Source organism: Bacillus cereus group sp. BceL220 (assembly GCF_051776965.1).
GTDB lineage: Bacteria > Bacillota > Bacilli > Bacillales > Bacillaceae_G > Bacillus_A > Bacillus_A cereus.
This window is the reverse complement of record NZ_JBPWBC010000003.1, coordinates 82,862-99,317: the sequence shown is the minus strand read 5'-3', so window position 1 is coordinate 99,317 and position 16,456 is coordinate 82,862. Positions and strand designations below refer to the sequence as shown.

Sequence of the window (16,456 nt, the reverse complement as noted above, 5' to 3'; positions counted from 1 at the left end):
AAATTCAAATTCTCTAAAATTCAGCCTATATGTTGAATAGGCGGTCCTCTCAAAAAGATACTATATATATTCAATCCATTTTCCACTAGTATATTTCACTTTTTCCCTACTGAGATTTACATAACGGAGGTATAACATGACAAATAAAAAAGATATGCAGTACATACTTGCTCTATATGGCATTCTTCTAGGATCTATAGTAGGAGCTACAGTCTGGTTATTTTTAGTCACAATAAATATTGGAATCCACTTTATTTGGGGATACTTGCCTGAAGTTCTCTCTTATCCCTCTTATTACACCCTTTGCGTAACAATAATTGGCGGGGTCCTCGTTGGTCTATCACAAAAATATTTCGGTATATATCCACGCCTTATGCCTGAAGTGATGACTGAATATAAAAAAACTGGTCGAATCGAATATCGCTTTGTCCATCAGGCTACTTTAACAGCGATTATTGTTTTAATTTTCGGAGCTAGTCTTGGTCCAGAAGCCGCACTAGTTGGAATTATAGGCGGACTGTGCACATGGGTAGGGGATCGCTTTAAATTTGCCTTAAAGGGTATGAATGAGCTAACCGAGATTGGAATTGGCGCTACTTTAAGTGTCATTTTTAACGCACCATTATTCGGTTATTTAGCACCGAATGAAAATGAGGGGGAACAAATTGCTGCTTTTTCTAAAGGAAAAAAGGCAATTGTATACTTAGCTACTACTTTCGCAGGTTTTTCTGTTTATTTACTACTGAGTAAACTCGATAATCGTGGATCCTTTATTGTTGATTTCGGGGAAGGTGCACTTTCTTTCAATGAATGGATCGCATTTCTTCCACTTGCTAGTATCGGTGCTATAGTTGGTTTCTTTTATTTCAAGTTAGAATGCACATTAGAGAAGTTAATTCACCCTTTTAGGGAATACAAGCTGACACTCGGAATTATCGGTGGCATTTTATTAGGAATTGCAGGAACTTTTCTTCCGTACACATTATTTTCAGGGGAACATCAATTAAAAGAGTTAGTTGTTGAATGGAGCCATTTATCTTTTTGGATACTACTTCTTTCAGGGATTTTAAAGTTGTGTATTACTGCCGTTTGTTTGAACACAGGGTGGCGGGGTGGACATATATTCCCAATTATATTTTCCGGATCAAGTATTGGATACGCTATAGCATCTATTCTTCCTATAGATCCAGTAGCATCCGTTGCTATCGTAACGACAGCAATTTCGAGCTATGCGTTACGATAGCCAATAGCTATCACATTGCTATTACTTATGTTTTTCCCGCTTAATTTACTATTGCCAATGCTTGGTGCAGCTGCTATTGGGAATGCCTTTCCACTCCCAAAACATAACGAAAATACAAATTAACAAAAATAGACAGTGAAGACGAAAGCTCCACTGTCTATTTTTTTATTACACATGCTGCTTTAATAACGCTTCTAACTCCTCAAAATTATGCACTTCATATGTCGGTATAATCCCACTATCATTTAACTTCCTTTCTGGATTAAACCAACAAGTATCAATTCCCGCTACATATCCACCTTTAATATCCGCGCTTAATGAATCCCCAATAATCAGCCCTTCTTCAGGTGCAAAGTTAGGAATCCGTTCAAAAACATAATCAAAATACTCTTTCATCGGCTTTTGAAAACCTGTATCTTCCGAAACAAAAACATCTTTAAACAATGAATGTAACCCTGCATTACGCAAACGTTTATCTTGCGTCTTAGAAACACCATTTGTCACTATATACAACTCATACTCCCCTTGAATTTGATTTATAAATTCAAACGCACCTTGCATGAGTTGATTTCCTTCTTCTAAGTAGTTACGGTAATTATTTTCGAATAATATTCCATCTACTTCTTCTCCATACTCTTTAAACAACAGAGAGAATCGTGTATTTACAACTTCATTGCGTGATAGTTCCCCTTTTTCAAAAGCATCCCAAAGACCTTTATTTATTTTTTTATAACGAGCCTCTATCTCGTCTGTTAAAGGGATTCCCTTCTCTTCAAAAAGCACCCGTAAAGCCACTTTTTCAGCCTTTTGGAAATCTAATAATGTATCATCTACATCAAATAGCAATGTTTTATATTTTTTCATAAACTCATCACACTCTCTTTTCTACAAAAACAAATTTACATAAATCGTATCATTCCTTCTTGTAAAGATAATAGGAGATATCTCATACTATAAATAGGGGTGAAAATATGAAAATCAGCAAAAATGAGGAAGAAATTTATCAATACATGCAAATCCATCAATTCCATACCCTATTTTCATTTCATGTCTTGCCATATGTAGAGCTACATTCTTTTCAAACGAAAGAGATGATATGTAGCGAAGGAAATACTCTCCCTTATCTCTATTACTTAATTTCTGGGAAGGCAAAAATATATATGAGTCATAAAAACGGGAAGGTTTCATTAATTAATTTTATTCAAGCACCATCTTTTATCGGGGAATTAGGATTAATAGGAGTAGAAAATATTACTAAGTCCGTTGAAGTACTAGAAGATTGTGTTTGTTTGGCACTTCCTCTTAAAGATTGTCAGCAACTTTTATTACAAGATGCAACGTTTTTACAGCACTTATGCAAATTTATTGGAGAAAAGACAATTACTCGCACTGAAAATTACGCAAAAAACTATAGTTATCCTTTTGAAAATCGATTAGCTGCTTTTATTTTATTAACAGAACAAAATAATTGTTATATAGAAAAGCATACTGAGGCCTCGGAATATTTAAATGTCAGCTATCGTCATCTTTTATATGTATTAAATCAGTTTTGCCAACAAAATTACTTAAAAAAAGACGGAAGAACCTATTACATACGAAATCGAATTCAATTAAAAAAACTTGCTGATGAACTAAAAATATAAAAAAAGCAGCATTAACGTTTACATGTTAATGCTGCTTTTTCGAGTGACGATTATAATTTTAATTAAAATTTACTTGCTACTTTAGCTGCTTCTTCAAGACCTGTAGCAATGATTTCTTCCGCTTTATCTGGGAATTGGTTATGTCCTTCAATAATTACTGTTTCCATGTTTGTTGCGCCGAAGAAGCCCATCATACTTGCTACATATTTAACAGCCATTTCTACCTCAGCTGCTGGACCTTCTGAATATACGCCGCCCCGTGCATTTAATAATGCAATCTTCTTATCACCGATTAGGCCAACTGGACCCTCTGGCGTGTATTTGAACGTTTTACCAGCACGGTTTAAATAATCAATATACGTGTGTAGCACTGCTGGAATCGTTAAGTTCCATAATGGGAAGCCGAAAACAACTTTATCAGCTTCTAGGAATTGATTTAAATACTTATCAGCAACTGCTACTGCTTTTGCCTCTTCTTCTGTTAAATCAAATCCTTTACCTGCCTTGAATGTACCATTGATCATGTCTACACCTACATATGGTAATTCTTCTTTATATAAATCCAGTTCTACTACTGTATCATTTGGGTGTGCTTCTTTATAGTTTGCTAAAAATGCCTCATATAATTTTACACTAACTGCTTGTTCCGCTGGACGGTTGTTTGCTTTTACGAATAAAACTGTTGCCATTATTTCTTCCTCCTAGTACTCACTCTTATGTTGTTATATGCTTTCAAAAAAGGTATCCCTTGTAATTGTTGTTTTGTTGCTTACAAACATATTTTATCTTTATATCAAGACAATTTCGTCCTCACATAGACGTATTTTTCCATAAAAAAAGTCCACCTTCTAAAGGCGAACTAGGTCTTACGACTTTTGTCTTATACAATTCCATTTTTCACTGCATATAACGCCGCTTGCGTACGATCGGATAAATTTAATTTACTCAAAATGCTACTTACATGCGCCTTAACCGTCTTTTCTGTAATAACTAAAACAGATGCAATTTCCTTATTGCTCATCCCTTTTGCTAATAGTTGCAACACCTCATTTTCTCTCGCTGTTAGCACATCCACTTGAATAGAATGTTCTTCTTCCTTTTCTTCTACAGGTAATGTTTGAGAGAGAAGAGCATTTGCTATATCCGGATGTAATTGAATATTACCTTTATATGCACTTCGAATAGCCTCAACAAGCTGATCGGGTTCTACATCTTTTAAAATATACCCACTTGCTCCAGCCCTTAATGCAGGTAACACATGCGCCTGATCAGAAAAGCTAGTTAACACAATTACTTTCACATTTGGATACTCTTTTTTAATATATGCCGTCGCCTCAACACCATCCATTTCAGGCATATATAAATCCATTAATATAACATCAGGATTTGTTTCTCCTACTTTCACTAACGCTTCTTTCCCATTATTCGCTTCTCCAACTAAATCTAAATCTTCCTGTGTGCTTAAGAAAAACGCTAATCCTTTTAAAACAACTGTATGATCATCAACTAACAATACTTTTATTTTCACAAACTTCCCTCATTTTCACATCATAATGGTACATTTACTTTTACGCTCGTTCGTTTATTACTACTTACAATTTTAATTGTTCCACCAACTAATTCTACTCTTTCACGCATCGTAGTCATACCTAGTGATTTCTTTTCTTTTATATTCTTTTCCACAAAGCCCTTTCCTTGATCAACTATTTCTAATGATACATTTTTCTCATTCACTGTAAAATAAATCGTCGCTTCTTTTACACCTGCATGCTTACTTACATTGTTCAGTGCTTCTTGGCCAATGCGCCATAAAGCTTCTTCTACTACACGAGGTAAATCACGAACACCCGTAACTTGCTCCCTAATTTTCAGTCCCAAATTTTCACCGTACTGCTTTAGAGCTGGCAATAATCCTTTTTCTAATCCTGCCGGACGAAGCTGCCAAATTAATGTCCTCATTTCTTTCAAAGCTCCTTGTGCAAGTTCACGCATCTCATGCAAAGATTGATCTACCTTTTCATTTTTACCTTTTAAAACTGCCTCGGCGCCTTTTGTCATGAAGGTTAATGAAAATAATTTTTGCGAAACAGAATCATGTAAATCTCTTGCTAATCGGTTTCTTTCTTCCATTCGTACAAGTTCACGGCGCTGCTCGTTTAACCTCAAATTCTCTATTATTAACGAAACATGGTTTGATAGCGCTTGAATTACATCTATTGTATTAGCATCAAACTCTCCATTATTCAAGCTAACACATAAAACACCAAATATATGGTTTTGAATATGTATTGGCGTAGCAATAACAGTTTGATTTAGATGCACATTATGCCCTATTTGATGTTTTATTAGAACTGGTTCATCTTGCTCTAACGCCTTGTTGGCCGCCTCTTTTACATCCTCTTGTAACTCTTCTTGAACGTAAGACGCTCGCAGAGATAATTCTTTTTCCTCCCTAATAAAAAGCGCTACTTGATTCCATTGAAATACTTCACCTACGTGATTTACCACCTTTTCAGGTAATACATTAAACTTATGAATCGTTTTTAAATCTTGAATGAAACGCTCTAATTTCACATAATAATGTGCTCTTCTTTTTTCATTTTCATATAATTTTGTTCGCTTTAAAGCCGTACCAATTTGGAAAGCAACCGATTGGAGTAATACTAATTCTTCTTCCGAAAAATGTGTTTTACCCGGACTTGCAACATTTAACAACCCAAATTTTTCTCCTCCAGCTTTTAAAGGAACCGTAGCATGATGAAGAATGCCCTCCGTATCTCCCCAATTATATTCAATTGCATTATTAATTCTTTTACATTCAATAATATTAACGGCTCTCTCTAATTTCCCATCTACAAAACCTCGTAAACACCAACACTCACCTTCGCACATCGGGCGTTTATTTTCATATGTAAGTGCCTCTGGTAATTGGTAATCAATCAACTTCGTATACTTCCCATTTTCATCTGCAAGAAAAATCCATCCTGTCGTTAAGCCTGTCACACTTAGTAATTTCTCTAGGACAGCTTGCAATACATGATACGTATCATTTGATGTATTTAATGTTTCTGCAATTTCCTTTAATATAACTAATTCATTTGTACGATTATCTCGAAACATACTCAGTCTCCTGCATACAAGATTTTAAATAGCTCTTAAAATAAATCATCTACTTTTCACTTTGTACTTATTCGTAACATTGATATAATGGTGAAAACATAGTTTTCATTATATCACTTGAGGGGGCTTTCATAATGACATTAAATAAAGCACTTACTATCGCTGGTTCTGACACAAGTGGCGGTGCTGGTATACAAGCAGATTTAAAAACATTCCAAGAACTTGGCGTATACGGAATGACATCTCTTACAACAATCGTAACGATGGATCCACATAACGGTTGGGCACATAACGTATTTCCAATCCCAGCTTCTACATTAAAACCACAATTAGAAACAACAATTGAAGGTGTTGGCGTAGATGCTTTAAAAACAGGTATGCTTGGATCGGTAGAAATTATTGAAATGGTTGCAGAAACAATCGAAAAGCACAATTTCAAAAATGTAGTAGTTGACCCTGTTATGGTATGTAAAGGTGCAGATGAAGCATTACATCCTGAAACGAACGATTGCTTACGTGACGTTCTTGTGCCAAAGGCATTAGTTGTAACGCCAAACTTATTTGAAGCTTACCAATTAAGCGGTGTGAAAATTAATTCTCTTGAGGACATGAAAGAAGCAGCGAAGAAAATCCACGCTTTAGGTGCCAAATACGTACTAATTAAAGGCGGAAGCAAACTTGGTACGGAAACTGCAATCGACGTCCTATATGATGGAGAAACATTCGACCTTCTAGAATCAGAAAAAATCGATACAACCAATACACACGGTGCAGGTTGTACATATTCTGCTGCAATTACAGCAGAACTTGCAAAAGGAAAACCTGTGAAAGAAGCAGTAAAAACTGCTAAAGAATTCATCACAGCTGCTATTCGTTACTCATTCAAAATTAACGAATACGTAGGTCCAACTCACCATGGTGCATATCGTAAATTCGTTGTATCAAAAGAACTTGTCTAATATATAAATAAAAACACTCACAAGGTTCATACATTGACTCTGTGAGTGTTTTTTATAAGCTTTATGTCTTCTGGTCATCTTATCTTTAAGATGCAGAGCTGACCTTATTTCTACCATTTCGTTTCGAGTAGTATAACGCATCATCCGCCGCTTGAATAAATTGCTCTGATGACCCTTCATACTCTGAAACCCCTACCGAAACCGTAATTTTTATTTTTGTTCCATCTAACAATTGAAATGGGTGACTTTCAACAGCTGTACGAATTTGCTCGCCCATACAAATTCCGTAAGCTAATCCCTTATTCGGTATCAAAAGCGCAAACTCCTCTCCACCCTTTCGAAAAGCCAAATCTGGAAATTGTGAAGTTTCTCGTAAAATACATCCTACTTGTTTTAACACTTCGTCCCCTGCAGGATGCCCGTACGTATCATTTACATACTTAAAGTGATCAATATCTATCAGGAGTAAACAAAGCAAATCATTTTTCATGTTCTTATTACTAATATGACGATTCATCTCTAAATCAAACTGTCTTACGTTTCCTAAACCTGTCAATGCATCTATCGTTGCGTATTGTTTCATCTTTTGAAATAACTCATTGGATTGTAAAACATAGTTTGTACTTACGAATGTTATGTAACCTGTAGTAATACTTGAAATTAAATATAGTACAACTACAGATATATCATTAAATAATATATACATCGGTACTATCAAAATAGAAAGGCAGTATACGTGTAACCATACTAACTTTAACGTAATCGAAGTTTGTATTCTTGCAATAAAGATAACACCAATTCCACTTAGTAAAATTGTATAGCAAGCCAATTCGGAAGCTAAAGAGTACTCAGTAAAAATTAGCCGAGTAATTAAAATTATAGTAACTGTTATACTACTAGCTACCGGACCTCCAACTATAATTGCCAAAATAACGGCTAAATAACGTAAATCCAACATAATATCTTCAATGTGTACACCAAAATGCATTAACAGTACACCTAATATTCCAGTAAAAATACCGATTACACACTTCTGCAAAAAAGAGAATCCTTCTTTTAACGGCTTATCTCTTAAAAGCTGACCTCCAACAAAAATAAAGGAAATAATAATTGTTGTATTTACAAATAAGTCCCTTAACATAAAATAATCTCCCTACTTTTCCATCTATCCCCTTCCTCACTTTATTGTATACGAAATCCCTATAATTCCCAAAGTTTTTTGTTTATTTTTTTGCTGTTCCACGTGAAACAGCAAAAAAATAAAAAGGGCGAAAACTCGCCCTTTTTCATTAACAACAGCGTGATATTTTTCCACCCTTTGCGTTAAATCTTGCTTCTTGTGCCTCAGCAAAAAACTGCTTTTGACATACAATCTCTTCTTCTGGATGATGCTTTTTCATATGCTCTACGTATATTTCATAACTTGGTACCCCAACGAGCAAACTAATAAAGCGCTTCCTTTCCCCCCATACTTGCCACAGCTTTTTAAGCATAGTTCCTCGACTCACTTTCATCTCTAGGAATATATGGTGCCTCTTTTAACGGCATTGGCTTATTTCTTAATACTTGTATCCAAATTCGAAGTGCTGAAATTAACACAGCGATTACAACTATCATAAAAATCCCACAAAGCGCTGCATCGATATAATCATTAAAAATAATTTGCTTCATTTGAGTAACATTTTTAGCTGGTGCTAACACTTTCCCTTCATCTAACGCTCCCTGAAACACCTTCGCGTGAGATAGAAATCCGATTTTAGGATTTTCATGAAATAGCTTTTGATAACCAGCTGTCATTGTTACAATAAGCAATCCCACAGTTGGAATAAGTGTTACCCAAACGTACGCCTTTTTCCCCATTTTGAACAAAATTGTCGTTCCAAGTAATAATGCAATACCTGCTAGCATTTGATTTGCAATACCGAAAAGTGGCCATAATGTATTAATTCCACCGAGCGGATCTATTACCCCTTGGTATAAAAAATATCCCCACCCTAATACACATAACGTTGTAGCTATTACATTAGCTAATGTAGAATCTGTTTTCGCAAATGGCTTATATACATGTCCTAAAATATCTTGAATCATAAATCGTCCTACACGAGTTCCTGCGTCAATCGTTGTTAAAATAAATAGGGCTTCAAAAAGAATGGCAAAATGATACCAGAATGCCATCATCGCCGTTCCACCTATTACTTGTGAGAAAATATATGCCATACCTATTGCTAACGTTGGTGCTCCACCTGTACGTGATAAAATTGTTTGCTCTCCAACATTTACAGCAAGTTCTTTTAATTCATTTGGTGTAATAGCAAATCCCCATGAAGAAATAACTTGAGCTGCCTGCGATACATCCGTACCAATAAGTGCCGCCGGACTATTAATCGCAAAATAAGTTCCTGGCGTTAATACACAAGCTGCAATCATTGCCATCGCTGCTACAAACGACTCCATTAACATTGCTCCGTAACCAATTGGCTGTGCATGTCCCTCTTGCTCAATCATTTTTGGAGTTGTACCAGATGAAACGAGAGCATGGAATCCAGAGACCGCACCACAGGCAATCGTAATAAATAAGAACGGGAATAAATTACCGGAGAAAACAGGACCAGTTCCATCAATAAATTGCGAAACTGCTGGCATTTGTAAATTGGGTGCTACAATTAAAATACCTATCGCCAATCCAACGATTGTTCCAACTTTTAAAAATGTACTTAAATAATCACGTGGTGCTAATAGCATCCAAACTGGTAATGCAGATGCAATAAATCCATATACAATAAGCATAATAGCAATTGTTTCACCACTAAATGTGAACATACTTGCAAGTGTTGGGTTTTCTGCTACATACTGTCCTCCAATAAGAGATAAAATAAGTAGGATAATACCAATTACTGACCCTTCTCCAACACGACCAGGCCTAATATAGCGCATATAAACTCCCATTAAAATAGCGATAGGAATCGTTGCTGCTATCGTAAACATTCCCCAAGGACTTCCGATCAGTGCCTTTACTACGACTAACGCTAATACTGCTAATAAAATAATCATAATTCCTAAAATACCTATCATTGCAATTAGTCCTGTAACAGGTCCAATCTCATCCTTAATCATTTCTCCTAACGATTTACCATTACGTCTCATCGAAGCAAATAAAATGACAAAATCTTGAACAGCCCCCGCAACAACTACCCCAACAATAATCCAAATGGTCCCTGGTAAATATCCCATTTGTGCTGCTAAAATCGGTCCTACTAAAGGTCCCGCCCCAGCAATCGCTGCAAAGTGATGTCCAAATAATACCCACTTATTTGTCGGAACATAGTCTTTCCCATCGTTTAATGTATGGGCTGGTGTTTGCCGATTATCATCTAAATTAAAAACCTTTCTCGCTATAAATCTACTATAAAAACGATAAGCAACTGCATATACACATACGGCAGCTACTAAGAGCCATACAGCATTAATGGTTTCACCTTGTGATAAAGCTATTACCCCAAAAGCACCTGCTCCTACTGCTGTAATAACGCCCCAAAGTAAGATCGATTTCAATGTCTTCACATACAATTCCCCCAATACTATTTCTTAGTGGAGATTGTACTAAATTTTCTGAATATTTAACTTGAATCCTCCTTATCATGAAGGATTTTCAGTTTATCATGTTAAAATACTCTCATTACCTACTATAATTCAATGTTATTTCGAAGGCGTTTTACATAATTACGACTGACTGGAATCGGTTGCTCATCATACCTATCTAAATACAAATTATACGTGCCATTATAATAAGGTTTCAGTTCTTTTACATATGACATATTAATTAAATAGCTTTTATGCACACGTAAAAAATCATATGCATTTAGCTTATTTTCTAATTCCTGAAGTGTATATGTTGAAATATACTGATTATTCGTTGTGTAAATTGAAACAGTTTTATTTTCTTTATTTTTACTTACATATACGATATCTTCTGGAAGCATATATCGTATACCTTCTTGACTTTCTATCGGTAGTTTCCGCAAATAACTCTTTGCTTTCTCACCTTGTTCTTTACCTATTTTATATAAAAGAAATTGTAAATCTTCTTCACGAAATGGTCGTAATAAATAATAAAATGCTTGGAAACGAAAAGCTGTAATAGATTCCTCTATGTTTTCACCTACAAAAATAAATTTTGTATAGCAATTTATTTCTCGTAATAAACTTGCATATTCAAAACCAGTACCATCTAGTAATTTGGAACTTAAAAAAACAAAGTCTGGTATATGTTTTTTCATCATAAATAAAGATTCTGTTCCTGTCTTTGCTTCAAAACATTCTACATTTCTCATATTTTCAGTGAAATTTTCAGCTAACTCTCTTCTCTCTTCTGCCTCTTCCATGATCAGTAAAATTTTCATTTCTTCAACCACCTAATTCTTTGTCCATATGTCCTGCTGTATACATTCGCTTTTATAAGAAATAATCCCTTTTTCTTACTATACCATTATTTATCTAAAAAAACAGAAAAAAGGAAACCCCTTCGGTTTCCTCTCCCCCTTTATCCTACATTAACTGCCTAGAAAGAGCCAAGTAGTGTAGGGTAATAAACGATCAGGCATACATTTAAAATTTCACTTTATACTAATTCTCGTTGCTTCGTTTCTTGTCCAAGTATTACTACAGCGAATACACCAATTAAAATTGATCCGCAGAAAATCGTAAATATTAATGATAGTGAAGCTTCTGAGGCAACTAAATACCCCACTAATAGTGGTCCAAGAATACCACCAATACGCCCAAACGCTGCTGCCATTCCTGCACCTGTACCACGAATAACGGTTGGATACTGCTCAGGTGTATAGGCGTATAATGCTCCCCAAGCACCTAAGTTAAAGAAGGATAGTAACATACCTGCCACGATTAATACTGTTAATGAATCCGCAACCCCAAACAAATAGGCACTGCAAGCTGTCCCGATTAAATACGTAACCAAAACAAATTTACGACCGAGACGTTCAATAAACCAAGCAGCGGTGAAATACCCTGGAAGTTGAGCTAACGTCATAATAAGTACGTATTGGAAACTTTTTATTAAACTAAACCCTTTTAGCACCATTACACTCGGTAACCAAAGGAACATTCCATAATAGGAAAAGACAACACAAAACCATAGAATCCATAGCATAATTGTTGCTTTACGATATTCCCCAGACCAAACTGATTTTATATTTTCAATAACAGATGGTCTTTTTTCAACTTTTTGGAACCTTGGGGAATCCGGTAAATTCCATCTTAAATATAAAGCATATAGTGCTGGAACTGCACTCAATACCATCGCAATTTCCCAACCATATTTCGGAATAACAAAATACGAGATAAGAGCTGCAATTAACCATCCACCTGCCCAAAAACTTTCTAATAACACAACAATTTTCCCACGCTCATGTGCTTCAACACTCTCTGATACTAGTGTAGAGGCAACCGGAAGCTCTCCGCCAAGCCCCATACCAATTACAAAGCGTAAAACGAGAAACATCGCGAGTGTCGTCGTTAACGCAGTTAAACCACTACCGATAGAAAATAATAATAATGTAATAATAAAGACTGATTTTCGCCCTATTTTATCTGATAGTATCCCAAAAATAAGCGCTCCTACTGCCATACCGATTGAGTTAATACTACCTATCCAGCCCATTTCCTGGCTCGTTAATCCCCAATCCTTTTGCAAGGCTACCATTACAAATGAAAGCATTCCAACATCCATTGCATCAAATAGCCATCCAAGCCCAGCTATACCAAGTAGTTTGCGCTTCGAAATTTCTTTTACCTTGCCCACTAGAAGTCCTCCTTACACAGGTGTCTTTACACATCATTTTACATGTGTGAATTGTATAAGTAAAATACTTTTGTGTAAAAAATTTCTCCTTCATCATTCCCAAAAAGTAAAACGTCTATCCCGATTGGTGAGGGCTAATAATCAGTAGGGATGCCTCACTGATTAAAGTTTCAATTTATTAAAAATGAACAAATAAAAAAAGCAGCGATATTTCGCTACTTTTTCGAACGCATTACTTCTTTTAAAAATTCCGCTAATACTAACTGACGACGCCAGCGTGTTGGATTACTGCATAATCTATAAAACCACTCTAAATGAATCGCTTGAATCCATTTTGGTGCACGTTTTACTTCTCCAGCCCATACGTCTAAACTTCCACCCACTCCAACAGCCATTTTCGTTTCTAAACGATGCTTATTGTTTTGGATAAAGTTCTCTTGTCTCGGGAAACCGAGTGCAACAAGTAATAAATCTGGTTTTGCTTCTTGAATGCGAGAAATAATATTCTCTTCGTCTTCTTGTTTAAAATAACCATCTTGTGTACCGGCGATGGATACAGCTGAATATGTCTTTGTTAAATGATCTGCTGCAGCTTGTACAACATGCGGCTTTGCACCTAATAAGAAAACAGATACCGGCTTACTATCTTCAGATAACTTCGCAAGTAAATTACACATTAAATCAAAACCTGCTACACGTTCTTTTAAAGGTGTACCAAGCATCCCGCTTGCCTTTACAACCCCAATACCATCAGGTGTAATTAAATCTGTATTCAATAATGTTTGATAGAACTTTTCATCCTTTTTTGCGCACATAACAATTTCAGGGTTTGCTGTTACTACCTGAAACGTATGAGTTCGCTCCGCTTCTAGTTGTTCTTTTAAATATTGGACCGTTTCATCCATTGTCATTGTAGAAAAAGGAACGCCTAGAATATCAACTGTTTGTACTGCCATAGTTAACTATCCTCTCTATCATTACAAGTTTTTCGCTATTAATTGCTTATATGTTTCCTTTGTATCTTCATATAGTTTTTGAAGTGAGAAGTTCATAGTAGCATGCTCATAAATATGTTTGCCCATTGCTGCTAACTCTCCAGTTTTCCACTTATCATACGCTTCTTCTAAAGCTAATGCTAATGCCTTTCCATCACCTGTTGGCACAATCCATCCGTAAGTTTCATCTACGATTAATGGTTCAATTTCTCCAGCCCTAGTCACAATTGATGGTACGCGTTGATTTGCCGCTTCTAATAAAACTAGTGGGAACCCTTCACTATGGGAAGTTAATAAATTTACATGTGACGACGCAAATAATTGTTTTACATCTTGACGATGTCCTAAAAACTCTACTTTATCGTTAATCCCTTTTTCAGTAGCTAATGACTTTAGATTTTCTTCTAATGGGCCATCGCCAACTAATAATACTTTAATTTTCTCTAATTTTGTTTGTTGTAACGCATCGAATAAAACTTCATGTCCTTTGACAGGATGTAATCGTGCTACTTGGATTGCCGTAAATACATCTTCATCAATATTGAACATTTCTTTTTTATTATAGCCTTCTGCTTTTTCCTTATCGTATTCAATTCCATTATAAATAACATGCATCTTTTCATTTGAAATACCTAATGCTGCCAGGCTTTTTTTCAATCTATTTGTTACAACGAAAAATAAGTCTATATTTTTTAAGGCTTTCAAATTTAATTTCGTAAAAATCCAACCTTTTAAGCCCTGTTTAGTAAAGTCTTGAAATGGATCACTATGAATAGTCGTTACCCATTTTGCCTTTATTCTCTTTTTCATTAAAGAAACATAGAAATTAGCCCTAGGGCCATGTGTATGAACTACATCAAATTTTTCTTTATTAATAAATTCACTTATATTCTTTAAAATGGATAAATCATAGCGCGATTTTTGTGAAAACACATGGACTTTTATCCCTAACTCCCTTGCTTCCTTCGCAACAATTCCATCTTCAAATACTGCTAATTCTACTTCACCAGTTGGAAACTGATCGAGAAGTGAAATAATATGTGTTTTCCCTCCCCCATCTTCTGCTCCTGCATTCATATGCAATATTCTCATATTTTTTCCTCCTTTAAATCCTCGCTACGTTTCCATCTATTTTTATTTTACTGTACTAAAAAATAAAAGCTAACAAAAGTTAGCTTTTATTTTTATCATTCAATTTCTAGGTCTACTATTAGATAAGCTAACACCACTACAAAGTAAATCCCAACTCCTGGTGCTGTTAAAATATGTCCTGCAATATAAGCAATACCTAACGCTAACAATAAGCTTGCTGAAATCATTCCATATTTTATATTGAATATGTCCTTAAATCTCGTAGCAAATGCTAGTAAAATTCTTAGCCCGTAATAAATAAATGGAATCATTAGTAATACAAAGCCAATAATCCCGAAATCATAAAACCAATCATGGAAGTCCATTTCAATTAGTTTTGGATCTGGCTGCTTTTGTTCATTGTATTTAAAGTTACCTGCATAACCCATTCCTAATAACTTTTGTGACATTGGCGCTTCTTTAAAGAACTGCTTATGTCTTTCTTCATATACTTGACGTCCACTGAAAATAAGATTTTCTTGATTTTCTTTCTTTTGCTCTTTCTCAAGCTCTTTCTTAACTTCCTCTTCTATCTTCGCCTTTTCTTCTGGCTTTTCAACTTTATGATGATTTTCTTCTTTTGCTTTAAGTTCTTGCTCTTTTTTCAGCTTCTCTTTAATTTCTTTTTCTTTTTGACCTTGCTGTGCCACATTTTGCTCTGATAAATAATTATTGTGAATACCCATATTTTGTGCTAATGGTGTTTGTTTAAACGTCCCAACTACACCAGCTAATAGGACCATAGCAATTACTGCATTAAGCGCAAGGGATTTTTTGTTCGGATTTTTTCTATCAAATAATAATTGTAGTACAATGATTCCGATTGCTGCCCCTAACGTAGCACCAATTGAGCCCATTCCAACTTTTGTACCGACTTGAATTAGCGAATAAATCATTAAGAGTGATGGAATCCAATATAAAATGTGTTTCCAGCTCTTTGTTTTTTGAATAGAATATAGTACCACAATAGGGAAAATAATAGCTAAGATTGAACCTAGTTCATTCCCTGCATAGAACCAACCTCGAGAACCAACCTTCATCCATTCATAACTACCAAAGTCAGTAGATGTTGAAATAGAAATAACCATAATTGCGTTAATGATTAATGTAGAATATACAATACTATTTCGAACCTTATCACTAATATTAACTGTCTTTTTCAATGATTTTAAAGCTAAAATGTATGATCCCAGCATGATATATATATATAATGCTTTCGCAACGAATTTAACCTCTTCACCAAGTACAATAGGATTTTTAACTAGTTTGTTATTAATAAACCCTATCCCTAAAACTCCGGCTAATAATATAAGATAAATTAAAAACTTTCTATTTTCCTTCTCTTTTGCCTGAATTAAAATGTAAATACCACCAACAGCCATAATAAGGAATCTTACTAAAATTCCAACGGTAGCATTTGACTTTAATAAAGTGATGCTAAGAGACGTTAATAAATCTAAAACAGGCTGTAAAATAATAAAAAAGAGCAAAAAATGCTCAAATCTAACCCTAGCTTGATTTGCTAACATTCCAAGACCTCCATACAA

The 16,456-nt window shown here is 35.2% G+C and carries 14 protein-coding genes and 1 pseudogene; 3 read left to right on the top strand and 12 right to left on the bottom strand.

Features of this window, described 5'->3' with window-relative positions; all coding sequences use genetic code 11:
* Positions 1-136 precede the first annotated feature (136 nt).
* A pseudogene (locus tag ACS2FK_RS09580) lies at positions 137-1,366 on the top strand (chloride channel protein).
* A gap of 45 nt (positions 1,367-1,411) precedes the next feature.
* Here the strand turns inward: ACS2FK_RS09580 and ACS2FK_RS09575 are convergent.
* Positions 1,412-2,107 carry a YjjG family noncanonical pyrimidine nucleotidase gene (locus ACS2FK_RS09575; RefSeq protein WP_000760188.1) on the bottom strand — a complete coding sequence of 232 codons (696 nt, stop codon included), beginning with the start codon at positions 2,105-2,107 and terminating at the stop codon, positions 1,412-1,414.
* Between the two features lie 107 nt (positions 2,108-2,214).
* Between ACS2FK_RS09575 and ACS2FK_RS09570 the strand changes: the two genes are divergently transcribed.
* A complete protein-coding gene (locus ACS2FK_RS09570; RefSeq protein WP_063549201.1) occupies positions 2,215-2,886 on the top strand; it encodes a transcriptional regulator YeiL in 672 nt (223 codons plus the stop codon).
* Positions 2,887-2,948: 62 nt separating this feature from the next.
* On the opposite strand, the gene ACS2FK_RS09565 is transcribed toward ACS2FK_RS09570, so the two are convergent.
* The 3 genes from ACS2FK_RS09565 to ACS2FK_RS09555 form a co-directional block, all read right to left on the bottom strand.
* Positions 2,949-3,575, bottom strand: a complete 627-nt coding sequence (locus ACS2FK_RS09565) for an FMN-dependent NADH-azoreductase (protein WP_000246722.1) — start codon at positions 3,573-3,575, stop codon at positions 2,949-2,951.
* Between the two features lie 191 nt (positions 3,576-3,766).
* Positions 3,767-4,414: a response regulator gene (locus ACS2FK_RS09560; RefSeq protein WP_063549203.1), complete on the bottom strand. Its 648-nt coding sequence runs from the start codon at positions 4,412-4,414 to the stop codon at positions 3,767-3,769.
* 20 nt (positions 4,415-4,434) lie between these two features.
* On the bottom strand, positions 4,435-6,006 hold the full coding sequence (locus tag ACS2FK_RS09555; RefSeq protein ID WP_000488131.1) for a GAF domain-containing sensor histidine kinase: 1,572 nt from the start codon (positions 6,004-6,006) through the stop codon (positions 4,435-4,437).
* Positions 6,007-6,140: 134 nt separating this feature from the next.
* Between ACS2FK_RS09555 and pdxK the strand changes: the two genes are divergently transcribed.
* On the top strand, positions 6,141-6,965 hold the full coding sequence (gene pdxK, locus ACS2FK_RS09550; RefSeq protein WP_000174252.1) for a pyridoxine/pyridoxal/pyridoxamine kinase: 825 nt from the start codon (positions 6,141-6,143) through the stop codon (positions 6,963-6,965).
* 85 nt (positions 6,966-7,050) lie between these two features.
* Here the strand turns inward: pdxK and ACS2FK_RS09545 are convergent, their stop codons facing one another.
* From ACS2FK_RS09545 to ACS2FK_RS09510, 8 genes are all read right to left on the bottom strand, one after another.
* The gene (locus tag ACS2FK_RS09545) at positions 7,051-8,106 is read right to left on the bottom strand and encodes a GGDEF domain-containing protein (protein WP_063549205.1); all 1,056 of its coding nucleotides are present in this window, start codon (positions 8,104-8,106) and stop codon (positions 7,051-7,053) included.
* 148 nt (positions 8,107-8,254) lie between these two features.
* Complete coding sequence (locus ACS2FK_RS09540; RefSeq protein WP_000914502.1) at positions 8,255-8,458, bottom strand: YbdD/YjiX family protein; 204 nt, start codon at positions 8,456-8,458, stop codon at positions 8,255-8,257.
* A complete protein-coding gene (gene cstA, locus ACS2FK_RS09535) occupies positions 8,451-10,526 on the bottom strand; it encodes a carbon starvation protein CstA (RefSeq protein WP_016513279.1) in 2,076 nt (691 codons plus the stop codon). The genes ACS2FK_RS09540 and cstA overlap by 8 nt, the downstream gene beginning before the upstream one ends.
* A 122-nt stretch (positions 10,527-10,648) precedes the next feature.
* The gene (locus tag ACS2FK_RS09530; RefSeq protein ID WP_000698259.1) at positions 10,649-11,365 is read right to left on the bottom strand and encodes a LytR/AlgR family response regulator transcription factor; all 717 of its coding nucleotides are present in this window, start codon (positions 11,363-11,365) and stop codon (positions 10,649-10,651) included.
* A gap of 218 nt (positions 11,366-11,583) precedes the next feature.
* Complete coding sequence (locus tag ACS2FK_RS09525) at positions 11,584-12,783, bottom strand: MFS transporter (protein ID WP_063549207.1); 1,200 nt, start codon at positions 12,781-12,783, stop codon at positions 11,584-11,586.
* A gap of 215 nt (positions 12,784-12,998) precedes the next feature.
* Complete coding sequence (locus ACS2FK_RS09520) at positions 12,999-13,739, bottom strand: WecB/TagA/CpsF family glycosyltransferase (protein ID WP_000290751.1); 741 nt, start codon at positions 13,737-13,739, stop codon at positions 12,999-13,001.
* A 21-nt stretch (positions 13,740-13,760) separates the two neighbouring features.
* Positions 13,761-14,870: a glycosyltransferase family 4 protein gene (locus ACS2FK_RS09515; RefSeq protein WP_001221227.1), complete on the bottom strand. Its 1,110-nt coding sequence runs from the start codon at positions 14,868-14,870 to the stop codon at positions 13,761-13,763.
* A 95-nt stretch (positions 14,871-14,965) separates the two neighbouring features.
* A complete protein-coding gene (locus tag ACS2FK_RS09510) occupies positions 14,966-16,438 on the bottom strand; it encodes an O-antigen ligase family protein (protein ID WP_000880755.1) in 1,473 nt (490 codons plus the stop codon).
* Positions 16,439-16,456 lie beyond the last annotated feature (18 nt).